General features: G+C 31.9%; 21 protein-coding genes and 1 riboswitch. Of the genes, 10 read left to right on the forward strand and 11 right to left on the reverse strand.

Annotation, left to right across the window (positions count from 1 at the left end):
• Window positions 1–112: 112 nt before the first annotated feature.
• Both ABD730_RS07000 and cls read left to right on the forward strand, forming a co-directional pair.
• Window positions 113–1,072, forward strand: a complete 960-nt coding sequence (locus ABD730_RS07000; protein WP_334467326.1) for a lytic transglycosylase domain-containing protein — start codon at window positions 113–115, stop codon at window positions 1,070–1,072.
• Between the two features lie 3 nt (window positions 1,073–1,075).
• Window positions 1,076–2,524, forward strand: coding sequence for a cardiolipin synthase (gene cls, locus ABD730_RS07005; RefSeq protein ID WP_344713544.1), 1,449 nt, complete (start codon window positions 1,076–1,078; stop codon window positions 2,522–2,524).
• A 2-nt stretch (window positions 2,525–2,526) separates the two neighbouring features.
• On the opposite strand, the gene ABD730_RS07010 is transcribed toward cls, so the two are convergent.
• On the reverse strand, window positions 2,527–3,105 hold the full coding sequence (locus ABD730_RS07010; protein WP_215925308.1) for a tetratricopeptide repeat protein: 579 nt from the start codon (window positions 3,103–3,105) through the stop codon (window positions 2,527–2,529).
• A gap of 178 nt (window positions 3,106–3,283) precedes the next feature.
• Between ABD730_RS07010 and rpmH the strand changes: the two genes are divergently transcribed.
• The 3 genes from rpmH (at window position 3,284) to ABD730_RS07025 (ending at window position 6,883) form a co-directional block, all read left to right on the forward strand.
• Window positions 3,284–3,445, forward strand: coding sequence for a 50S ribosomal protein L34 (gene rpmH / locus ABD730_RS07015; protein WP_115818167.1), 162 nt, complete (start codon window positions 3,284–3,286; stop codon window positions 3,443–3,445).
• A gap of 121 nt (window positions 3,446–3,566) precedes the next feature.
• Entirely contained in the window at window positions 3,567–6,422 is a 2,856-nt protein-coding gene (gene carB, locus ABD730_RS07020; protein WP_344713549.1) for a carbamoyl-phosphate synthase large subunit, read from the forward strand.
• 77 nt (window positions 6,423–6,499) lie between these two features.
• Window positions 6,500–6,883 carry a T9SS type A sorting domain-containing protein gene (locus ABD730_RS07025; protein ID WP_344713551.1) on the forward strand — a complete coding sequence of 128 codons (384 nt, stop codon included), beginning with the start codon at window positions 6,500–6,502 and terminating at the stop codon, window positions 6,881–6,883.
• A 69-nt stretch (window positions 6,884–6,952) separates the two neighbouring features.
• Here the strand turns inward: ABD730_RS07025 and ABD730_RS07030 are convergent, their stop codons facing one another.
• The 4 genes from ABD730_RS07030 to ABD730_RS07045 all read right to left on the reverse strand — a co-directional run bounded on the left by ABD730_RS07030 (window position 6,953) and on the right by ABD730_RS07045 (window position 10,298).
• Window positions 6,953–7,489, reverse strand: coding sequence for an acyl-CoA thioesterase (locus ABD730_RS07030; RefSeq protein ID WP_215925305.1), 537 nt, complete (start codon window positions 7,487–7,489; stop codon window positions 6,953–6,955).
• A complete protein-coding gene (locus ABD730_RS07035; RefSeq protein ID WP_334467338.1) occupies window positions 7,482–8,198 on the reverse strand; it encodes a DUF3307 domain-containing protein in 717 nt (238 codons plus the stop codon). The genes ABD730_RS07030 and ABD730_RS07035 overlap by 8 nt, the downstream gene beginning before the upstream one ends.
• On the reverse strand, window positions 8,195–8,806 hold the full coding sequence (locus ABD730_RS07040) for a transcriptional regulator (RefSeq protein WP_334467340.1): 612 nt from the start codon (window positions 8,804–8,806) through the stop codon (window positions 8,195–8,197). Before ABD730_RS07040 ends, ABD730_RS07035 begins: the two co-directional genes overlap by 4 nt.
• 106 nt (window positions 8,807–8,912) lie before the next feature.
• Window positions 8,913–10,298 (reverse strand): DNA recombination protein RmuC, encoded by a 1,386-nt coding sequence (locus ABD730_RS07045; RefSeq protein ID WP_344713554.1) that lies wholly within the window; start codon window positions 10,296–10,298, stop codon window positions 8,913–8,915.
• A gap of 291 nt (window positions 10,299–10,589) precedes the next feature.
• Here ABD730_RS07045 and purB point away from each other — a divergent pair, with 291 nt between their 5' ends.
• Entirely contained in the window at window positions 10,590–11,933 is a 1,344-nt protein-coding gene (gene purB, locus ABD730_RS07050; RefSeq protein ID WP_334467344.1) for an adenylosuccinate lyase, read from the forward strand.
• A 13-nt stretch (window positions 11,934–11,946) separates the two neighbouring features.
• The gene (locus ABD730_RS07055; RefSeq protein ID WP_334467345.1) at window positions 11,947–12,174 is read left to right on the forward strand and encodes a hypothetical protein; all 228 of its coding nucleotides are present in this window, start codon (window positions 11,947–11,949) and stop codon (window positions 12,172–12,174) included.
• A 59-nt stretch (window positions 12,175–12,233) separates the two neighbouring features.
• Here ABD730_RS07055 and ABD730_RS07060 read toward each other — a convergent pair whose 3' ends face one another.
• The 4 genes from ABD730_RS07060 to ABD730_RS07075 form a co-directional block, all read right to left on the reverse strand.
• Entirely contained in the window at window positions 12,234–12,779 is a 546-nt protein-coding gene (locus ABD730_RS07060; RefSeq protein ID WP_344713556.1) for a DUF4252 domain-containing protein, read from the reverse strand.
• A 95-nt stretch (window positions 12,780–12,874) separates the two neighbouring features.
• The gene (locus tag ABD730_RS07065) at window positions 12,875–13,498 is read right to left on the reverse strand and encodes a DUF4252 domain-containing protein (protein ID WP_334467348.1); all 624 of its coding nucleotides are present in this window, start codon (window positions 13,496–13,498) and stop codon (window positions 12,875–12,877) included.
• A 25-nt stretch (window positions 13,499–13,523) separates the two neighbouring features.
• On the reverse strand, window positions 13,524–14,015 hold the full coding sequence (locus ABD730_RS07070) for a hypothetical protein (protein WP_215925298.1): 492 nt from the start codon (window positions 14,013–14,015) through the stop codon (window positions 13,524–13,526).
• A complete protein-coding gene (locus tag ABD730_RS07075) occupies window positions 14,002–14,511 on the reverse strand; it encodes an RNA polymerase sigma factor (protein ID WP_215925297.1) in 510 nt (169 codons plus the stop codon). The genes ABD730_RS07070 and ABD730_RS07075 overlap by 14 nt, the downstream gene beginning before the upstream one ends.
• Before the next feature lie 223 nt (window positions 14,512–14,734).
• On the opposite strand from ABD730_RS07075, the gene ABD730_RS07080 reads away from it, so the two are divergent.
• Window positions 14,735–16,240, forward strand: coding sequence for a S41 family peptidase (locus ABD730_RS07080; RefSeq protein ID WP_344713559.1), 1,506 nt, complete (start codon window positions 14,735–14,737; stop codon window positions 16,238–16,240).
• Window positions 16,241–16,304: 64 nt separating this feature from the next.
• Here the strand turns inward: ABD730_RS07080 and ABD730_RS07085 are convergent, their stop codons facing one another.
• On the reverse strand, window positions 16,305–17,351 hold the full coding sequence (locus tag ABD730_RS07085) for a YncE family protein (protein WP_334467350.1): 1,047 nt from the start codon (window positions 17,349–17,351) through the stop codon (window positions 16,305–16,307).
• A 10-nt stretch (window positions 17,352–17,361) separates the two neighbouring features.
• Window positions 17,362–19,212, reverse strand: a complete 1,851-nt coding sequence (locus ABD730_RS07090) for a TonB-dependent receptor plug domain-containing protein (RefSeq protein WP_344713561.1) — start codon at window positions 19,210–19,212, stop codon at window positions 17,362–17,364.
• A gap of 30 nt (window positions 19,213–19,242) precedes the next feature.
• A riboswitch (cobalamin riboswitch) is annotated at window positions 19,243–19,481 on the reverse strand.
• A 190-nt stretch (window positions 19,482–19,671) separates the two neighbouring features.
• Between ABD730_RS07090 and ABD730_RS07095 the strand changes: the two genes are divergently transcribed.
• Window positions 19,672–20,817 (forward strand): ABC transporter substrate-binding protein, encoded by a 1,146-nt coding sequence (locus tag ABD730_RS07095; RefSeq protein ID WP_334467352.1) that lies wholly within the window; start codon window positions 19,672–19,674, stop codon window positions 20,815–20,817.
• An 88-nt stretch (window positions 20,818–20,905) separates the two neighbouring features.
• Window positions 20,906–21,928: a FecCD family ABC transporter permease gene (locus ABD730_RS07100; protein ID WP_334467354.1), complete on the forward strand. Its 1,023-nt coding sequence runs from the start codon at window positions 20,906–20,908 to the stop codon at window positions 21,926–21,928.
• The last annotated feature ends 12 nt before the right edge of the window (window positions 21,929–21,940 follow it).

Genomic DNA, 21,940 nt, shown 5'->3' on the forward strand with positions numbered 1-21,940 from the left:
ATTGATTACATTTATAAAAAAGAAAAATTATACAATGCGCATGTTTATAGCCTTGTCATTTAGCACATATTGGTAGTGAATAACATGAAGCGTTTAAAATAAATTAAAACTTATGAAAATCATAAAAAATAGTTTAGCACTAATCGGAGTTGTTTGTATATCAGGCTTATTTATTTTTGCCATGCAAAAGGCACCAGATAAAAAAGCACCTTCAGATTATTTATTAGGTAAGGAAGATCCAATTGTAAATAGTTATAATGTGTACGCATTAGAAATGCCAGAAAATTTAAATTTTGCTGGTGAACCAGTTCCTGTTGAAGATCCCGATATCTATGAGCGTATGGATAGAGAGCTATTAGTCAATACCTATTGGCAATCTAATGGTTTGCTAATGTTTAAACGTGCACAAAAGTATTTTCCTATTATAGAACCAATTTTGAAGAAAAATGGTGTGCCAGATGATTTTAAATATTTAGCAGTTATAGAAAGTGGGTTGGTACAAACAGCAAAATCACCAGCAGGTGCTAGTGGTGTTTGGCAAATTATGAAAGCTACAGGAAAAGAAAATGGTTTAGAAGTAAATACAAATGTTGATGAGCGTTATAATTTAGAAAAAGCAACAGAAGTCGCATGTAATTACTTAAAGAAAGCAAAAGAGAGCTTAGGTTCATGGACAAAAGCTGCCGCTGCTTATAATGCTGGTAATTATGGTGTGTCAAGACGTTTAAAAGAACAAGATGTTGATGGGTATTACGATTTGTTACTAGGAGAAGAAACCGGTCGTTACGTATTTAGAATTGTAGCTCTTAAAGAAATTCTTTCTAATCCTGAGAAATATGGCTTCAATTTTAATAAGAGTCATTTGTATAAGCATGTCCCAACTTATAAGGTCGAAGTCGATACTGCAGTGACCGATTTTGCGCAATTCGCAAAGAAATTTGGAATTAACTATAAGATTTTAAAACTTCATAATCCTTGGTTAAGAGAGCCGCATTTAAATAATAAATCAAGAAAATCATATCAAATAGATATTCCTGAAAAAGGGTATTACAATACTAATACTCAACCTTAATTCTTGGAATTTGTTAGAAATCATATCTGGCAAATCTTAATTGCACTCAATTATACGCTTGCATTATCTGCTGTTGTAACAATTTTACTTAAAAAATTGAACCCAACTAAAGCCCTTAGCTATATAATAGGTTTGTTGGCTGTGCCATTTTTGGGTTTAATTGTTTATTATTTTTTTGGACAAGAATATAGAAAGACTAAAATATTTAGTAGAAAGCATGTTTTAAATCAATCTATTGTAAAAAAGATTCAGGGCCAATTGCAGCTTGACACTAAAGCTATTAATGAAGTAGATGAATTGCTTGAAGAAAAATCTAAACTAATTCCATTACTCTACAATAGTGAAAAATCTAAGCTTACAATTAATAATGATGTTAGGCTTATTAAAAATGGTGACGAGAAGTTTAAAATACTTATCAAAGATATAAAAGAGGCTAAACACCATATTCATCTTGAATATTTTATAATTAAAGATGATAAGATAGGTACAGAAATTCTCAATTTATTATGTAAAAAAGCAAATGAAGGCCTAGAAATTAGAATCGTAATAGATGATGTAGGAAGTTCTATAACTTCTAAAATGAAACGTAAACTGAAAGATAACGGCATTGAAATGTATGCATTTATGCCTGTCTTATTTTCAAGATTTACTGGTCAAATGAATTATCGCGACCATAGAAAAATTGCTATTATAGATGGGAAAATAGGGTATGTAGGTGGTATAAATATTTCAGATAACTATGTTAATGCCCATAATAATAGGTATTGGAGAGATACACATGTACGTATAACAGGTGAAGCTGTAAAACCACTCCAAATCTTATTTTTTACAACTTGGGATTTTGTTGGTGATGACAAATTAGAAATTTCTAAAAGCTATTTTCCAGATCATAATTGTAAAGAAAATATACCGCTTCAAATTGCCGCTAGCGGACCAGATACGGATTGGTCTAATATAATGGAAGCGATTTTTGTTGCTATTACGAATGCCGAGGATCATGTATATATAACCACTCCTTATTTTATTCCTAACAGTGAGATTATTACAGCACTACAAGTTACTGCAAGAAGCAATATTAAAGTAAAGCTTATTATACCTAAAAGGTCCGATTCATGGATAGCAGAATATGCTACTAACTCTTATTTAGAATTACTGCTAGAAGCCGGAGTGGAGGTGTACCAATACACTAAAGGCTTTGTTCATGCTAAAACCATGGTTGTAGATGGTGTATTTAGTACTGTTGGTACCACTAATATGGACTATAGAAGCTTTAATATTAACTTTGAAGTTAATGCCTTAATTTATAATAAGGAGTTTAGCCATCAATTAACAGACCTGTTTAATGAGGATTTAAAAGACTGTGAAAAGTTAGAATTAGAAGCATGGCAAAAACGATCTAAGCGCACAAAGCTTATTGAAGCTTTGGCACGACTTATGGCGCCTTTACTGTAAAATTAACGTCTACTTCTACGATTCTGTCTAGCTGAAGTCGGTTGGCCGTATTGTTGTTTAGGTATAACCGCTTTTTTCATTTGCTGCTTCATCATTTTTATTTGTTCAGCAAGCATATCTCTTTTATCTAGCTTTTCAGCTTCAGCTAATAATTTTTGTGCTTCAGGTTTTCTTCGTTTAGAAAAAGCAATACCAGCTAGATTTAATTTTGCCATAGCCAAATCATGATCCATAGATAAACCTAAACTAATCGCTTTCTTAAAATAAGCTTCGGCTTCATTCATATTGGTTTGAGAAACCATAATACCATTGAGGTAATTTAAATAGCCTTGTTGTTTCTTTACTAAAGCACCTTCAGGATTTTTAATTTTGTCTAACCATTTCTTTGCTCCCGCAAAATCTTGCTTTCTTAATTTTAAAAAAGCGAGTAAAATCATTTCATTTTTAAAGTAAAGAAAAATGAATATGGTAGAAAGTAATATGTACATTATACCATTTCCAATGTAACCTTCAGTGAATTGATATATCGCATAACCTATTATTAATGCGAAAATGACTAATTTTATATTTTTATTAAACATATTTATGTGTGTTTTTGCAGAGCGCAAAGGTAATAAAAACAAAGAGTTTAAAATCTATTCAAAAAAAATCTTTTGCTATTTGCTAAAGTAAAAACTTGTTGTATATTTGCACGCAGTTTTGAGATAGCTCTCAACTTAGATCATATAAAAGGAATATTAGTTTTTAAAAATATAAGACATGCCAAAAAGAACGTTTCAACCGTCAAAAAGAAAGAGAAGAAACAAACACGGTTTCAGAGAAAGAATGGCTTCTGTTAACGGAAGAAAAGTTTTAGCACGTAGAAGAGCTAAAGGAAGAAAGAAATTGTCTGTTTCAACTGAATCAAGACATAAAAAATAATGATTAACAATTGTTAATATATTAGAGGCGTTACTTAGGTGTAACGCCTTTTTTTGTATCCATTTCTTAACTACTTTTGCACTGCAAAAAAAATATACTAGATCATCAAATATAAAGTCTCATGCCTAAAAACAACAACATAAAATCAGTATTACTAATCGGCTCAGGTCCTATTGTAATTGGTCAAGCCTGCGAATTTGATTACTCAGGTTCTCAAGCACTACGCTCATTACGAGAGGATGGAATTGAAACGATTTTAATCAATTCTAACCCTGCAACAATAATGACAGATCCTACTATGGCAGATCATGTTTATTTGTTGCCATTAACAACAAAATCTTTAGTAAAAATATTAAAAGAACATCCTCAAATTGATGCTGTTTTGCCAACTATGGGAGGACAAACAGCTTTAAACTTGTGTATTGAAGCCGATGAAAAAGGCATTTGGGAAGATTTTGGAGTAGATATTATAGGTGTAGATATTGATGCCATTAATATCACTGAAGACAGAGAGCAGTTTAGAGAGTTAATGTTAAAAATAGGTGTTGGTATGGCACCTCAAGCAACTGCAACCTCTTATCTTAAAGGAAAAGAGATTGCACAAGAGTTTGGTTTTCCGCTTGTTATTAGAGCATCTTATACTTTAGGAGGAGAAGGAGCTTCTTTTGTTTATAAAGAAGAAGATTTTGACCAGATGTTAACACGTGGTTTGGAGGTTTCGCCAATTCATGAAGTTATGATTGATAAAGCTCTTATTGGCTGGAAAGAATACGAATTAGAATTATTACGTGATAAAAACGACAATGTTGTTATTATCTGTACAATTGAAAATATGGATCCAATGGGAATTCATACAGGAGATTCTATTACTCTTGCCCCAGCAATGACCTTATCTGATAAAACGTTTCAGAAAATGCGAGACATGGCTATTCACATGATGCGTAGTATAGGTGATTTTGCAGGTGGTTGTAATGTGCAGTTTGCTGTAAGTCCTGATGATGAAGAGGAAATCATCGCTATTGAAATTAATCCGAGAGTATCGCGTTCTTCTGCATTAGCAAGTAAAGCAACAGGGTATCCTATTGCTAAAATTGCAGCAAAATTAGCTATAGGTTATAATTTAGATGAATTAGATAATCAGATTACAAAATCTACATCAGCCTTATTTGAGCCTACCTTAGATTACGTAGTCGTTAAGATTCCACGTTGGAATTTTGATAAATTTGAAGGTTCAGATCGTACTTTAGGTTTACAGATGAAAGCCGTTGGTGAGGTGATGTCTATTGGCCGATCATTTCAAGAAGCATTGCATAAAGCAACACAATCACTTGAGATTAAAAGAAATGGTTTAGGAGCAGACGGAAAGGGATATAAAGATTACGATACTATTATTGAAAAATTAACGCATGCAAGTTGGGATCGCGTATTTGTGATTTATGATGCTGTTGCTATGGGAATTCCGTTAAGCCGTATTCATGAAATCACAAAAATTGATATGTGGTTTTTAAAGCAGTATGAAGAATTATTTCAACTTGAAAGAGAAATTTCTCAATTCAAAATAGAAACTATTGAACGCGAATTATTACTAGAAGCGAAACAGAAAGGCTATGGTGATAGACAAATAGCACATATGTTGCGTTGTTTAGAAAGTCAGGTTTATAATAAGCGAAAAGAACTTAATATTAACCGAGTGTTTAAATTGGTAGATACTTGTGCGGCAGAATTTAAAGCACAAACACCATATTATTATTCAACTTTTGAAAGTGAGGTTGAAACAGCAGACGGAAAAGTGTATGTACAAAACGAAAGTATTGTTTCTGATAAAAAGAAAATTATTGTTTTAGGTTCTGGGCCAAACCGAATTGGGCAAGGTATTGAGTTTGATTACTGCTGTGTGCATGGTGTTTTGGCAGCAGCTGAATGTGGCTATGAAACCATAATGATTAACTGTAATCCTGAAACGGTGTCTACCGATTTTGATATCGCAGATAAATTATATTTTGAGCCTGTTTTCTGGGAGCATATCTATGATATCATTCAGCATGAGAAACCAGAAGGTGTTATTGTGCAATTAGGTGGACAAACCGCTTTAAAACTTGCTGAAAAATTAGAGCGTTATGGTATCAAAATTATGGGAACTAGTTACCAATCTTTAGATTTAGCTGAAGATAGAGGTAGTTTTTCAAACATATTAAAAGAGAACAATATTCCTTATCCAGAATTTGATGTTGCAGAATCTGCTGATGAAGCTTTAGCTATTGCAGATGTTTTAGACTTTCCAATATTGGTTAGACCTTCGTATGTATTAGGAGGACAAGGGATGAAAATTGTGATTAATAAGCAGGAATTAGAATCTCATGTTATAGATTTATTAAAATCTATTCCAGGAAATAAATTGTTATTAGATCATTATTTAGATGGCGCTATTGAAGCCGAAGCTGATGCTATTTGTGATGCCGATGGTAATGTGTATATCATTGGAATAATGGAGCATATTGAGCCTTGTGGAATTCATTCAGGTGATAGTAATGCTTTATTACCAGCTTTTAATTTAGGTGATTTGGTAATGCAACAAATTATAGATCATACACACACTATTGCTAGAGCATTAGATACTATTGGTTTAATTAATATTCAATTTGCGATAAAAGATGATGTTGTTTATATCATTGAGGCTAACCCAAGAGCTTCTCGTACAGTGCCTTTTATTGCAAAAGCTTACAAAGAACCTTATGTAAACTACGCTACTAAAGTAATGTTAGGTGAGAAAAAAGTAACAGACTTTGACTTTAAACCACAATTAGAAGGTTACGCTATAAAACAACCCGTATTTTCATTTAATAAGTTTCCAAACGTAAATAAACAATTGGGACCAGAAATGAAAAGTACGGGAGAAAGTATCTTATTTATTGATAGTTTAAAGGACGATCAGTTTTATGATTTATATGCAAGAAGAAAAATGTATTTAAGTAAGTAATTGGCATAGTTTTCGATGAAGTGTATAGTGTTATTCATTAATAATTACTAACTTAGCTATAATAAGGCCCAAATTATATGAAAAAATTACTACTCATTTTTATATCGGTATTCACTTTTAGTACTATGTCTGCAAATGCGACATGGAATGTAAATAGTGATGTTAAGTTTATAGAAAACGCTAATTATATATCTGATTTAAGTGAAAATATTGCTTTATATCAAGATGAAGGTTTTAAAATTTCACCGAATCCTTCAAAAAATAAGTTAAATATTAAATTGCCTGCGTCATCTGAAAATATGACACTCGAAGTATTTGATGTTTTAGGTAAGCGTATTCATAAAAGTACAATTACTAAATTGGAAGCTTCAGTAGATGTTTCTAATTGGAAAACTGGCGTATATCTTGTGAAAATTTCAAACGAAAAAGAATCACAAACCAAACGCTTTATCAAGCAATAAAGGAATACAAAAAACAAATAAAGAGCTGCTTCAATCTTGATAACTATCAAAAGGAAGCAGCTTTTTTTATTAAAAATCAAGTTTTACACGATAATCCTTTAATTGTTCTAAGTGTTGGTCTACATTTTTATAAAGGTTCTCTAAGTCGGCACTTCGTTTGGTATCACTATCCCGTCTAATTATAGATTTAATAAAACGCTTGGCGGCTAATTTATTAGTTAAAATTAAACCTGGAACTGTAACTGTATTTCCATCTTCATCTACAGCAACCATAATAAAATAGGAAGAATTACAGTGTTTCTTTTCGCCTGTTCTAATATTTTCAGATTCTACTCTTATACCTACAACCATAGATGATTTGCCCACATAGTTAACAGAAGCTTTCATGGTTACTAATTCGCCAACTTCAATTGGGTTTAAAAAGTTAACCTTATTAACAGAGGCCGTGACGCAATAGCTACGAGAATGTTTTGAAGCGCAAGCAAAAGCAACATTATCCATTAAACTTAAGATATAACCTCCGTGAATTTTTCCTCCAAAATTAGCATAGGATGGTTTCATTAATTCTGAAATCTGAATTCTAGAATCTTCCGTAGTTTTAAACATAATTGATAAGATTTAAGTATAGCAAACTAGTAATTATAGCAATGCCAAAACTGATTAATGTACCTATTAAAATGTATTCGGTAAGTTTTCGTTCTTTAGATGCTGTTAGGTCACCAAATCTAAAAACGGATTTTGCAGTAATTAAAAATCCTACAGCCTCCCATTGCCCGACAATAATAAAAATAAAAACAAGAAGCCGTTCTAAAACACCAATATATTGACCAGCATCTTTTAAAGACTCATTGTTTTTGGTAAGTTTAGCAATATTCCATTTAGAAAATATGGTTTTCATTATAATGGACGTGGGTTGGGTTAAAAAAGCCAAACAAAAAATTAATAAAATTAATGGATTACTTATTGTAAATGTAAAATCAAAATTATTTTCGCTAAATACTGCCGCTATTCCTACGATAGAAGTAAAATGTAACAACTGGTCTGTAAAAAAGTAAAACCGTTTGGTTTTTTTCTTTTGAAGAATGAGTTTTAAAGCATCAATGATAAAATGTGAAACACCAATACTTAAAATTAGTAGCGTATATGATGTATCCCAAAGCATAAGAAACATTAAAGCAATATGTATGGCTATATGAACGTACAGCCAAATAGATTTTAGCTTTTTTTCTTCTTTGTCTTTTACCCATTTTAAGGGCTGCAAAAAGAAATCGCCAATAAGGTGAGCAAGACTAAGTTTTAAGAGTAATACAATCATAGTTGTGCTATTTTTTGTCTGTATACGGCGTCTAAATTTAAAATTTCATCTAAATAGGCACGTTTTTGGCGCTTGCTTACTGCATCTTGACTAATACCAATAATTTTAGCTAATTCGGCTTGAATCATATTAGGATGCTCTAAACTTAGTTTTACAATTTCAGCAGAGTTAACTGTCCAATTATCCATAGCTATTAATGCTAATCTAAAATACAGGTTAATTTCTTTATTTATGGTGTTATTGCTTGTTTTTAGTTTTAGATTTTGTTTTTCCTTTTTAAGGGTTTCAAAGGTTTCTCCAGAAAATATAAACGCTTCACCATTAGATTCGCTTACAGAATGTCCTTGATAATTTTTTGTGCCTATACCAATTGACATGCGTACATCTAAACCTTTTACAGATTTTAAACAGGCTTTTATATATACAGCAGTTATAAAACTATCTTCAATAGTATGTAGCTCTAATTGAAAGCTGTCTCCTCTATAAATAGCATATAATGACGCATTATCTGATACTTTTGATAATGCAGATTTTAATGGATTAAGCCACAAGTCGTCATTGTTTGCTTGTCTTGATTTTATAATATCTCCTGTGATAATACTAATCATATTAATTACATTTACACTGTAAATATATGCCTTTATAACGGAATAATGTAATTTATGCCTTTAAAATGGAATATTTTTAATTATGCTTTTTAAGTGGAATAAATTATTAATCATCTTCTGTAGCACGTTTAATAATACTTTCAGGAAGCGCTTTCTTGGCTTTAGCACCCATTTTTTTGATTTTTTCTACACGAGAAATAAGATTACCTTTGCCATCTACTAATTTATTCATAGCAGCAGAATAGTCACTTTTAGCAGCATCAATTTTTTTACCAACACCCGTTAAATCGGTTACTAAACCTTCAAATTTATCATAGAGTGCTCCGGCTTGTTTGGCAATTTCTAAAGCATTTTGTTGTTGTTTTTCGTTATTCCACATCGTGTCAATTGTACGTAACGTCGCTAAAAGTGTAGAAGGTGTAACAATGACTATGTTTTGTTCAAAAGCTTTATTATATAATGAATTGTCGTCATTTATAGCGACTGCAAAAGCAGGTTCAATAGGAATAAACATCAATACAAAATCTGGAGATTCAATATCATATAAATCCTGATAATTTTTAGCAGAAAGCTGATCGACGTGCTTTTTTATAGAATTAACATGCGCTTTTAAAAAGATAGGACGTTGGTCTTCTTCGGCGTTTACAAACTGTTCGTAAGCAGTTAGTGACACTTTAGAATCGATAATCATTTTTTTAGAATCAGGAAGATGTAATACTACATCTGGCATTACTCGAGAACCATCTTCGCGCTGAAAATTTTGTTGTACAAAATACTCACGGTCTTTTTCTAAACCCGATTTTTCTAAGACACGTTCTAGCACTAATTCGCCCCAATTTCCTTGCGTTTTACTATCGCCTTTTAAGGCTCTTGTAAGGTTAGTCGCTTCTTTTGCCATTTGTTGATTTAGGTCTTTTAAGCCTAATAATTGCTCTTTTAAAGCCGAATGCATACTGATGCTTTCTTTTTGAGTATCTTCAACTTTCTTTTCAAATGTTTTGATTTTTTCCTCTAGCGGATTTAAAATATTCTTAATATTTTCTTTATTCTGAAGCGTAAATTTTTCGGATTTTTCATCTAAGATTTTAGAAGCCATTAATTCAAAATCCTTTCGCAATTGTTCTTGTTGTTTTGCTAATTCTTCGTCGCGTTTTAAGTTTGCTTTTTCAAGATTTTCGTATTCCGAATTACGTCTAGAAAGTTCCGTATTTAAAAAATCTTTTTCTCGTCTAATGGCTTCACGCTCACTTTCAATTTTAGAAATGGTTTCTTTTAATTCCGTTAATTGCTGTGTAAAGTATTGGTCTTGTTTTTGGTTTTCGGCTTCAGAATAGGTTTTAAATTCATTGAATTGCTGCTGAAGATTAGTATTGCGTTCTTCTAAAGTACTTTTGTCACTTTTACTTTTTAATTGCGAAAATTTAAGGCCTATAAAAGCTCCAATTCCAGCGGAAATGAAAATGGTAATAATAAGAATAATGGTATCGTTCATGTTTAAAATTGAAATTTATCAAAGATACATTTTTAGCTTGAAGAATGAAGGATTTAGTTGGAAGCTCAAAAGCATAAATTCTTTCTCTAAGTTTTGACGTTAAACTTATAAAACATGAGCTAAGATTGAATTATTCTATAAAGCACCTGGTTTTAGAGGTTGAATTTTAGAAAGTTAAGTGCTAAAAACTAAAGAAGGTAATGCTTCTAGAAACTTTAAAAACTCTTAAGTCAGAACGGCTAACTCTTAACTAACTTTCTTATATTTGATGCTTCAAAAAAATCAACATAAATGGCACTTTCACCTCTTAATGCAATTTCACCAATTGATGGTAGATACCGATCTAAAGTAGAAAAATTAAAAGATTATTTTTCAGAAGAAGCACTAATAAAATATCGTGTTTTGGTAGAAATCGAATATTTTATTGCGCTTTGTGAATTACCATTGCCACAATTAGAATCGGTTTCAAACTCTGTTTTTGAAGATTTGAGAGCTATTTATAAGAATTTTACAGCTGTTGATGCTTCTGCAATTAAGGACATTGAAAAAGTAACTAATCACGACGTAAAAGCTGTTGAGTATTTTATTAAGGAAAAATTTGAAGCATTAGGTTTATCGGCATATAAAGAGTTTATTCATTTTGGATTAACGTCTCAAGATATTAATAATACAGCAATTCCTTTAAGTATAAAGGATGCTATGAATGATGTATACGTACCTGAATACCGTTCATTATTACAAAAGATAGAAGACTTGGCAAAAGATTGGGCAGATATACCAATGTTAGCTAGAACACATGGCCAGCCAGCTTCGCCTACACGTTTAGGTAAAGAGATAGAAGTTTTTGCAGTAAGATTAAAAGAGCAGTTTAACTTATTAAACGACGTGCCTAGTGCTGCTAAATTTGGTGGAGCAACAGGTAATTTTAACGCTCATAAAGTAGCTTACCCTAATATTGATTGGAAAGCCTTTGGAACTAAATTTGTACAAGAAAAATTAGGTTTACAGCATTCATTTCCAACCACACAAATAGAGCATTACGATCATGCAGCAGCATTGTTTGATGGTTTAAAACGTATAAATACCATTATTATCGATTTAGATAGGGACATTTGGACGTATGTATCGATGGATTATTTTAAACAAAAAATTAAAGCTGGTGAAGTTGGAAGTTCAGCAATGCCACATAAAGTAAATCCAATAGATTTTGAAAATAGTGAAGGTAATTTAGGTATTGCAAATGCTATTTTTGAACACCTATCTGCAAAATTACCAATTTCTAGATTGCAACGTGATTTAACGGATAGTACGGTTTTAAGAAATGTTGGTGTGCCTTTTGGACATACACTTATAGCATTTAAATCTACAGTTAAAGGCTTAAATAAATTATTGTTGAATGAGTCTAAATTTGCTCAAGATTTAGAAAATAATTGGGCTGTGGTTGCAGAAGCGATTCAGACCATTTTAAGACGTGAAAGTTATCCTAATCCTTATGAAGCTTTAAAAGGGTTAACAAGAACTAATGAAGCGATTACCCAAACGTCTATTTCAAATTTTATTGATACCTTAGAGGTTTCTGAAGCTATTAAATCTGAATTAAAAGCTATAACACCAAGTAATTATACTGGAATCTAATTGTTTTAGACCTGTGAAATTTATACCAACAACTAAAGATAGTATTGCTTTAACAGCTGTAACCATTTTAACCTTAAGCTTGTTTGTTTCAGGTTTATTAAATGTGTTAGACTATCTTATTGTTAAAACGGTATTGCTTATAGGTTTTGTATTACTTTTTATTTTTGCTCTTGGTTATGCTTTAAAAAATGAAACCAAAAAAAATCATCCAGAAGACAAGCCTCAGGATGATTCTTATTAACATTTAAATACATACCAAATAAAATTCTATTTGGTTTGTGTCAGTGTATTCAAATTTCTTTATTTAAAAAAGTCAGTTAAACCTTTTAGGTTTGTGTCTTCAAAATTTGCGTGCTCTAAAACAGAACTTAAAGTCATAAGTTTACCAGCATTCATATTATCGCCTAGAATTCTTGCAATCATAAAGCCTTTATCTTCAATGTTTCCAAATATGATGAGTTCATCTATTTGATCTATTTCACCTAGAAATTTTACTACAAATTTTCCGTCAGTTGTATTGCCTCCACGTATTAATTCTTCGTATTTAGGATTTTTTAAAATGGTGTTTACCTTTTCTAATTCTAGCTTATATTCTGAAGCATCTGTGTCTTCTTTCATATAGGTAAGCACATTTAATTTATCTACAGAATCGTATGCTTCTTTCTGTTCTTCAGTCATGTCTACGTCTTCAACATTAACTAAACTTGTTGGGACATCAAATGAAGCAAAGCCAGGCTTTAACTCGTTATCTACGTAATAGGTTTGTAATGAAGCCTCTTGATTACAGCTGGTAAAAGCTGTAACCAAAAGCAACATTACTATTGATTTTTTGATTGATTGTTTCATGAGTTTATATTTTTGTTTTTATTATGGACTCATGCGGTTTGCGATGTGTCATTTGATTAAATGATTAAAGCTTTTAGCATGCTTATCTCATAATTTTAGTTTTTCTTTTCGCCTGCTTTCTTTAGTTGCTCTCCACCTGGAATATCCATTTGGTTAGTGATTTTTGATACTTGTCTTAAGTCTATATCGCCAGTTAAGGTCATTACTACAGTTTCAAACTCACGTTTTTTACCATTAATTTCGATATTTTGGTCTTTAGTCAATTCTTTTAAACCTGTAATAAACATTAATAATTCCTTTACATGGTTATCGTCTTTTCCTTCTTTTACGTAAAATTTTACGGTTTGGTCACCATCTTTAATACGCATAAGTTCTTCTAATGCAGATGATTTTAAATATTTTGCAACCGTTGCATTCATGTCTGCCGCTATTTTTGTATCTCCGGTAGTGAATACTTTAAAACCTGTAATATTGTTTGCCATTTCAGCATATTCTTTCATTTCTGGGTCATCTATATCTATACCCATTGTAGCTAACATTTTAAACATTTTCCCATTAAGAATAACAGAAGCTACTCCTTTTTGGTCTTCATATTTATCAAATACACTTTGACTAAATCCAGTTACTGATATAAGCATTGCTGCTACGATGACTACTATTTTTTTACTCACGGCTGTTTTATTTTTTAGGTATTCGTGAAAATTCTTTAAATTTTTCATTGTTCTTGTTTTTAAATTTTGATTTCTAATTCTTTAATAATTTGTTTGTTGTTTCACTAAATTCTGTGATGTGATTGGCTTTTTCAAGACCAACATTAAAATTTTCTGAAGCTAAGCTTAAGGTTTTTAAGCTAGAGGCTCCGTCGTTAAAATTATTTGAAAGCATTGCTAAAGCTTCTTTTGCTTCCAAATACATTTGTTGTTCCTCTGGCGAATAATCTGCTAGAGTTTTTGGCCCGCTATTCCAATTTGGAATAAAGAAACCAAGCATTAGAATAGCCACAGCTGCGACAGAAATCCATTGATACAATTTTGTTTTCTTAGTGTTTAATGGAACGTCTTTGGTGTACTGTTCTTTTTTTGATTCAGAAAAGTATTGAAACATAGGCTTGTAATGCTCTAAATGTGGTGCCACATTGTCGCTTAAGAAATACGCTTTTAATTCTGCTTCTTCCTTTAGCGTTGTTTCTGCATTGTTATACTTTTCTAGTAATGTTTCTATATTATTTAATACCATGTTGATGTGTATTAGTTAATTTTTCTCTTATTGTTTTTCGTGCTCTTGATAAATTAACGCGTATTGCGGTCTCATTCATGTCTAGCATTTTTGCTATTTCAGCAAAATCGTATTCTTCAATATCTCTTAACTGCACTATTATTTTTTGTTGTTCTGGAAGGTCTTCCATTATTTTAGAAACCCAATCCACACTGTCTTTAGCTTCAACTTGTTTTTGTAAAGACGTATTATTATCCGTGTAATTACTATGAACAATTTTTAAATTCTGTGCTTGTTTTGATTTTAAACGATCTAAGCAAAAATTCTTGGTCATGGTCATTGAAAACGCTTCTACATTTTTATAGTCACCAATCTTTGTTTTATTCTTCCATAATTTCAACAATATTTCTTGTGTAGCATCTTCTGCTTCTTCACGAGATACTAGTAATCGTTTCGCTAAACGAAAGACTTTATCTTTAAATGGCAACACGATTTCTACAAAATCAGTTTGTTTCATTATTAGTTTGATTGATTGGCGAAAACAATTATTAATTGCCTTCTACTGTTACGACGATACACTTTAGATTTTGTTACAAAGTTTTTTTATTTATAATAATGTCAGTAAATTTAGAGTTTTACATTTATATGTAAACTACTGCTATTAAAAGAAAAAATTAAATATGAAAAATTTAAAAAGTTGTTGCGAACACATCATACATGCCTGTGTCGTGAGAAAAAAAATGAAAGTTTTACTACTGGCATGTTTGGTGTTAGTTTCAGTAACCAGTTGTTTTGAAGATGCTGATGATAATATCATTAGAGCTTCTACATTAGATATTAATGACTTTGTATGGAAAGGCATGAATGCCGTTTATGTGTATAAAGATAATATTCCTGATTTAGCAAATGATCGTTTTGACTCAAGTGAAACTTATACAGAGTATCTAAACAATTTTTCTTCACCTGAAGATTTATTTGAAGACTTACTTTATTTGCCAGACGATGTTGATGAGTTTAGTAGAATTTATCCTAATTATTACGATTTAGAGCAATTACTACAAGGCACAAGTCTTAGTAATGGGATGAAATATGGTTTAGTACAATTGCCAAATGCAGCTAATGATATCATAGGCTATGTACGTTATGTTTTACCTAATTCTGATGCTGCTTCAAAAGGAATTACAAGAGGGATGATTTTTAATACAATTGATGGAACCACTTTAACCTCAAGTAACTATGGGAATTTGTTGAGTTCTACATCTTATACTGTAGGTTGGGCTAACTATGATAATAATGGAACACCCGAAACACGAACAGATGATATTATTACAAGTAATGGTGAGTCTGTGTCAATTACAAAAACAGAGTATACTGAAAACCCTATTTTAACTCACAATGTATTTAATATTGATGGGAATTCTATAGGTTATTTAATGTATAACGGCTTTAGAATAGGAGATGCCAATCTTAATGAGCTTAATGCTGTTTTTGCCGAATTTCAATCATCAGGTGTTTCTGATTTAGTTTTAGACTTACGTTATAATGGTGGAGGAAGTGTGAGTACCGCTATTTGGTTGTCATCAATGATTACTGGTCAAAATACGGGAGACATCTTTTTTAAAGAAAAATGGAATAGTGAAATTCAAGCGGCTAGAGAACAAGATGATCCAGAATCTCTTATCAACCGATTTGTAGATGAAATGGTTAAACGAAACACAAATAATGAAATAACCTATCAGCAACCTATTAATAGTTTAAATCTTAATAAGGTTTATATTATTACCACAGGAAGTAGTGCGTCTGCAAGTGAATTGGTTATTAACGGATTGTCTTCTCATATCGAAGTGGTTCAAATTGGTTCAACCACAAGAGGTAAACCTCAAGCATCAGTGACTATATATGATTCTGAAAATTTAGGTAGAGAAAATGCTAATCCAAACCATACGTATGCCATGCAACCTTTAATTTATGAAGCAGAAAATTCAGCTGGATTTTCAAGTTATTACAATGGTATTGATCCAACAGAAGGCTTTGGTATCACAGAACTCTATGAAGACCTTGGACAACTTGGTGATGTTAATGAACGCTTATTAGCAGAGGCTATTGCAGATATTACAGGTTTTGGTCGTTCAGCAATTTCTGCGCAACGACCATTAAAACATTTAGACCAAAAAAATATTGAAAATCCCTTTCTCTATGATATGGTAGATGATCGTCCTCTAAACAAAAATTTTTTACAGCCATAAAATGAAAAAGCCGCTTCTACAAAATGTAAAAGCGGCTTTTTTTTTTGCTTATTAGAAACTATAATTAATTAAAATATATTTTTGAAGCAACCACAGGTGCGTTAAAACTATTTATTAACGTATGGCTCGCTTCGTCAAAAATAAATAACTGACCTGCACTGCTGTAGTCTACTGCATCTGCAAAATACAAACGGTCATCTTTTGCAGCCATTCCATACAACGTAATAGCTCCTGTTGAAAAAAGAGGTGTTGTTGTTACAGCAGTAGCATCATCTGTTATACTTAAAACTGAATTTCCAAGGTTGTAATAAAGATTTCCATTTAAATACATCATCAATTCAGGGTGTTGTCCATCTGAAAACTCTAATGCTGTAGATACCGTATTTGTTGTCATATCTATTTTAGTAATTGCAGCCTTAGTTTCGTCTCCTGTCCAAGCTGGCTTTCCACTACTTAAAACTACTAAATCGCCATTGTCATTCACAATCATTTCATCTGGGTTATCATGTACCGTAATTGTAGTTGTTAGAGCATCTGAAGATGTATTTATCACTGAAACAATATTATTTGTACCATAAGCTCCTTTATGAGACACATATACCGAATCGTCTACAGCTAAAATTTGCTCTGGACCATTACCAACAGCTATAGTGCTGATTATCTCATTAGAAGTTAAGTCTATCACAGCTACAAAATCATCAGTTTCATCAACAGGATCTCCCCAATTAGATACATAGCCTTTACCATTTGCAAAAGCAATATATCTTGGTGTTGTTAATCCTGTAGAAATCGTCGCTAATTTTTCAAAAGTATAACGGTTAACTACAGTAATTGTACCAGCATCTACTACAATATAAGCCTTGTCATCATTAAAGCCTAAAGATTGTAAATACACACCTGTTGCTTCATTATTAACATTAAAATAAATTTGGTTTTCTGATGTCATTAAATCTTCAGAAATAAAAGAAATAGAAGACGGTCCGCCTTCGCCACTAACTATAATTCCATTTTCATAAGCACCCAAAGGTTCAGAAGATGTTGCATCATCGTCGCTAGAACATGAAACGATAAATAATGACATTGCAAAAATTGATAAAATGATTTTTTTCATTGTACTTGTTTTAAAATTTATATTGAATTTGAAAATTAAAATTACGATCTGGCATGGGTCTAAATGCCACGTTCTCGTATACGGTATTAAATAGATTGTTCACTTTTAAGCTTATATCTATTTGTTGTGAATTTGTTTTAAGGAGTTGATAATTCAATCCAAAATTGGTTAGTTGATAGGCTTCTACACTGTAAAATCTGCCAGATAAGTTTTCTGGAGTTGTATATACTTCTCCGGTGTATAAGTGCTGAAGAAATAATGACATCCGTTTGTAGGCATAAGCTAAGTTTATATTGGCTTTATGGTAAGGCACATAAATTAATTGTTTGTTGCTTTCTAAATCTTCTGAAATGTTATACGCATAATTGAATTGTAGTGATAGATGATGTTCCTTAATTTTTTTAGAAACATCTAAGCTTGCTTCTGCACCATAGTTTTGTGTTTTAGCAACGTTTTCTGGACTCCAAAATCCTGAAGTATTAGGTTTCCATTGGATAAGATCGGTGGTCTTTATATAAAAAACGTTTAGATTAAGTTTAGCATTTTTATATGTTATGTCTTGTCCTAAATCAATTTGATAAGAATTTTCGGGTACTAAATCTAAATTACCTCCAGGCTGCCAATACAAATCGTTAAATGTAGGTACACGGTAGTTTTTAGACCCATTTAATTTTAATTTATAATTGTTGGAAATCTCATAGGCTACATCAAAAGAAAACAACAACGGACTTTCAAAGCCTGAAGTTACATCCTGTCTTAAATTTAATCCATATTGCCATTTCTTATTAGGAGTATATTGAAGTAACGCCGTCGTTGAAAATTCTTTCCGGTTAGGATCACCAAAACTACTTCCACTGCCTTCGTAATAATTATAAGATACTATCGGTTTCAATTTTAAATTAGTTAATAAATCAATATCTGCCGTATAGTTAATGAGGTAAGTGTTTACCTTTCCGAAGGTATAATTCTCCGTGTTTTTATTTCCAAAATATTTAAAGTGCTCTTGTAAATGTGCTACTTTTAATTTTGAAAATGCTTTATCACCTTGACGCGACCATTCTAACATGGTTCTAAAATTTTGATCCTCGTATTTCGCTAAAGAAGGTGAACTTATGGTTCCAGAAAATTCGCGTTCTCCTAAAAACGTTTGATGATAAAGTTTTAAGACATCTTTATTGGATAAGACATAACCGGCGTTAGCATTAATACTTCCATTGTAATACGCTCCGTTTGTATTGCGTTTGTCTGTATTTAGGTATTTATAATCATTGTCAGAATCAATATAATTCAGCCCGATATTAAAAGACCATTTGTTTTTGCCATAAGACGACAAATAACTGAGATTTTTAGTGTTATAACTTCCATAAGATAAGGTTACAGTATTGTCAAAATGAGGACTAAAACTTAAGGTGTTATTTAAATGGATACTACCACCAATGGCACCACTACCATATTGAACGGATCCTCCGCCAGAACGTATCACCACATTTTTAAAATTACTCGTATTAATGGTATTAAAATCGGTTTGCCCAGTGAGTTGCGAATTAATAGAAATCCCATTCCATATCACAGCCGTTTGTGAAGCATTAGTGCCTCTAAATGATGGTGACGACACCATGCCGTAACCATTTTCTTTAAAATAGAGATTAGAATTAAAACGTAAAATATCGGTAAATGAGCTTCTATTTTGTTGAAGTAAAGAATCATTAAGCACAGTCACTTTGTAGCCATGAGCAAAGCGCTTTAATTTCACATCACTTAATACAACTTCATCCAGTTTCTGAATAGAATCAGTGGATGTTTGTGCCTTAGCAACGCTACCAAATAATAGCAATAAAAATAAGAGTACTACACGTATCATTCTGCAATCACTTTTATCCCGAAAGTTTGATTTTTTTTGTTGAATTAGGCAGGTCTCCTGACTTGCGTCTTGCTATTGGTCTTCCCATCCCTAAGTTTTAGGACAGTGACATTGAAGGTAATAACAAGCATCACACTAATGTGACTAAGCTTACAGTTGCGGGAACAGTACAAGAATGAAGAGTTCCGATTTTTAATCGTGCCTCTTTTCACTTGATTCCCTTTTAATCTAATCGGTTAACGACTAGAACCTAATTTCGGCGCAAAAATAGAATAAGTTATGAGATTAATCGTCCTTTTTCTTATTCATTTTATAGATTAAATAAATGAAGCCGATTAAAAAATGTGCAATGATTATTCCTGCAACGATATATAGTGTTAAATTTGAATCGTCTCTCATGACTGTAGTTTTAACAAAGTTAAAAATTCAATACTTAAATATTAGTTACAAAGGTTACATATGAAAATCATTAAGTTCTTAATTCTTCTGCTTATCGTTAGTGCATGTAAAAATGAAACTAAAAACGACAACAGTTTACCACAAACGAAAACAAAAGACATCGCTTTAAAATATGCTGAAGGTTTTAAAATTTCGCAATCAGATCATAGTAAAACAATAGAGATTACTAAGGCATGGCCAGAGGCAGAAAAAACATATACCTATTTATTACTTACAAAAGAACAAGCTGCAAAAACCACTTATAATAAAGCTGATTATGATGGGGTTATTATTACACCAATTACTAAAACGGTGGTGACATCTACGACTCATATTCCGGCATTGGAATTATTAGGCGTTGAAGAAACCTTAATTGGTTTTCCTAGTACAGATTATATTTCTTCAGAAAAAACTCGAAAATTAATTGATGAAGGAAAGGTTAGAGAGTTAGGAAAAAATGAAGGTATTAATACAGAAGTATTGTTAGAACTCAACCCCAATGTGGTGGTTGGTTTTGGAGTAGAAGGTGTAAACAAAACTTTTGAAGTGATTAAAAAAGCTGGTATTCCAGTGATTTATAATGGAGATTGGGCAGAATCTTCTGCTTTAGCAAAAGCAGAATGGATAAAATTCTTTGGAGTACTTTTTAATAAAGAAAAAGAGGCCGATTCTATATTTAATACCATTGAAAAAGAATATTTAGCAGCTAAAGAAATTGCAGAAAAAGCAAAAACAAATCCTACTGTTTTAAGTGGAGCTATGTACAAAGATGTGTGGTATTTGCCTAAAGGTTCTAGTCCTGAAGCTCAATTTTTAAAGGATGCTAATGTAAATTACCTTTGGAGTGAAACAACAGGAAATGGCAGTTTATCTTTAAGTTTTGAAGCGGTTTTAGTCAAAGCTAAAGATGCTGATTTGTGGTTAAGCCCTTCGTATTATGGTAGTTTAGAGCAGTTAGAAAAAGCAAACCCGCTTTATGCTAATTTTAAAGCTTTTCAAAATAAAAGTATATATACATTTGTCAATAAAAAAGGCGGAACAGGCGGAGTTTTATATTACGAATTAGGAACCGCAAGACCAGATTTAGTGTTAAAAGATTTAATTAAAATTGCGCATCCAGAATTACTCGTTGATTATACTCCTTACTTTTTTGAAAAATTAAAATAGCATTAAAGATAGGGCGACACGTTTTTGTAATAAGAGTTTAATTACAAATGTAGAGATGCTTTATTCTTTAGAATGCCAAAACAAACAAATGAAATTTAGCCATACATATTCATTTATAATTCTAATCGTAATTTTACTATGTTGCTTTGTGCTAAACATTAGTTTAGGTTCTGTAAGTATTCCATTTTCTGAAGTTTTTGGAAGTCTTTTTGGAAATATAGATAATATGACTTCGCAGGTAATTATTACAAAAGTGCGGTTGCCAAAAGCCATTACGGCAATTATGGTGGGTTCTGGTTTGGGAATTTCAGGATTGTTAATGCAAACGTTATTTAGAAACCCTTTAGCAGGTCCTTTTGTTTTAGGAATTAGTTCTGGTGCTAGTTTGGGTGTTGCTTTAGTGATTTTAGGTTCTGGACTGTTTGGCGGATTGTTTGCAACGGCTTTAATTTCTAAATGGAGTATCGTTATTGCGGCAAGTTTGGGGAGCTTTTTAGTGCTTTTAGCAGTTTTGGCAGTTTCAAGCAAAGTAAGAGATACAATGGCAATTCTTATTATAGGCTTAATGTTTGGAAGTATTACAGCAGCTGTTGTGAGTGTGCTTTCTTATTTTAGTTCGGCAGAACAATTACAACAATATATCTTTTGGGGATTTGGTAGTCTAAGTAATTTATCTTGGGAAGAGATCTTAATTTTCTTTGGCATTTATAGTCTAGGAATTATTCTAAGCGTTTTTTCTATTAAGGGGCTGAATGCTTTATTATTAGGCGATAACTACGCAAAAAGCTTAGGTTTGTCTTTGAAATCAAGTAGATTCATTATTATCTTTGCCACGAGTTTAATTGCCGGAACCATTACTGCATTTGCTGGTCCAATCGCATTTATCGGTTTGGCAATTCCACATTTAACTCGGCAAATATTTAAGACCTCAAATCATAAAATATTATTGCCTGCTGTGTTTTTATTTGGAGCTATTGTAATGCTTATTTGCGATAGTATAGCGCAAGTTCCAACAAGTGATTATATGTTACCCATTAATGCAATTACGGCTTTAGTTGGTGCACCTGTGGTAATTTGGTTATTAGTAAGACAGCGGAGAATGATGTTTTAGTTTATTTAAAAC

The sequence above is a fragment of the Winogradskyella damuponensis genome (genome assembly GCF_039538385.1).
In the GTDB taxonomy this organism is placed as follows: domain Bacteria; phylum Bacteroidota; class Bacteroidia; order Flavobacteriales; family Flavobacteriaceae; genus Winogradskyella; species Winogradskyella damuponensis.

What these genes read in the sequence shown, in the direction of transcription:
- ABD730_RS07000 (WP_334467326.1), top strand. Translation starts at nt 113, where the DNA reads ATGAAAATCATAAAAAATAGTTTAGCACTAATCGGAGTTGTTTGTATA.
- ABD730_RS07010 (WP_215925308.1), bottom strand. Translation starts at nt 3,105, where the DNA reads ATGTTTAATAAAAATATAAAATTAGTCATTTTCGCATTAATAATAGGT.
- rpmH (WP_115818167.1), top strand. Translation starts at nt 3,284, where the DNA reads ATGCCAAAAAGAACGTTTCAACCGTCAAAAAGAAAGAGAAGAAACAAA.
- carB (WP_344713549.1), top strand. Translation starts at nt 3,567, where the DNA reads ATGCCTAAAAACAACAACATAAAATCAGTATTACTAATCGGCTCAGGT.
- ABD730_RS07025 (WP_344713551.1), top strand. Translation starts at nt 6,500, where the DNA reads ATGAAAAAATTACTACTCATTTTTATATCGGTATTCACTTTTAGTACT.
- ABD730_RS07030 (WP_215925305.1), bottom strand. Translation starts at nt 7,489, where the DNA reads ATGTTTAAAACTACGGAAGATTCTAGAATTCAGATTTCAGAATTAATG.
- ABD730_RS07035 (WP_334467338.1), bottom strand. Translation starts at nt 8,198, where the DNA reads ATGATTGTATTACTCTTAAAACTTAGTCTTGCTCACCTTATTGGCGAT.
- ABD730_RS07040 (WP_334467340.1), bottom strand. Translation starts at nt 8,806, where the DNA reads ATGATTAGTATTATCACAGGAGATATTATAAAATCAAGACAAGCAAAC.
- ABD730_RS07045 (WP_344713554.1), bottom strand. Translation starts at nt 10,298, where the DNA reads ATGAACGATACCATTATTCTTATTATTACCATTTTCATTTCCGCTGGA.
- purB (WP_334467344.1), top strand. Translation starts at nt 10,590, where the DNA reads ATGGCACTTTCACCTCTTAATGCAATTTCACCAATTGATGGTAGATAC.
- ABD730_RS07060 (WP_344713556.1), bottom strand. Translation starts at nt 12,779, where the DNA reads ATGAAACAATCAATCAAAAAATCAATAGTAATGTTGCTTTTGGTTACA.
- ABD730_RS07065 (WP_334467348.1), bottom strand. Translation starts at nt 13,498, where the DNA reads ATGAAAAATTTAAAGAATTTTCACGAATACCTAAAAAATAAAACAGCC.
- ABD730_RS07070 (WP_215925298.1), bottom strand. Translation starts at nt 14,015, where the DNA reads ATGGTATTAAATAATATAGAAACATTACTAGAAAAGTATAACAATGCA.
- ABD730_RS07075 (WP_215925297.1), bottom strand. Translation starts at nt 14,511, where the DNA reads ATGAAACAAACTGATTTTGTAGAAATCGTGTTGCCATTTAAAGATAAA.
- ABD730_RS07080 (WP_344713559.1), top strand. Translation starts at nt 14,735, where the DNA reads ATGAAAGTTTTACTACTGGCATGTTTGGTGTTAGTTTCAGTAACCAGT.
- ABD730_RS07085 (WP_334467350.1), bottom strand. Translation starts at nt 17,351, where the DNA reads ATGAAAAAAATCATTTTATCAATTTTTGCAATGTCATTATTTATCGTT.
- ABD730_RS07090 (WP_344713561.1), bottom strand. Translation starts at nt 19,212, where the DNA reads ATGATACGTGTAGTACTCTTATTTTTATTGCTATTATTTGGTAGCGTT.
- ABD730_RS07095 (WP_334467352.1), top strand. Translation starts at nt 19,672, where the DNA reads ATGAAAATCATTAAGTTCTTAATTCTTCTGCTTATCGTTAGTGCATGT.
- ABD730_RS07100 (WP_334467354.1), top strand. Translation starts at nt 20,906, where the DNA reads ATGAAATTTAGCCATACATATTCATTTATAATTCTAATCGTAATTTTA.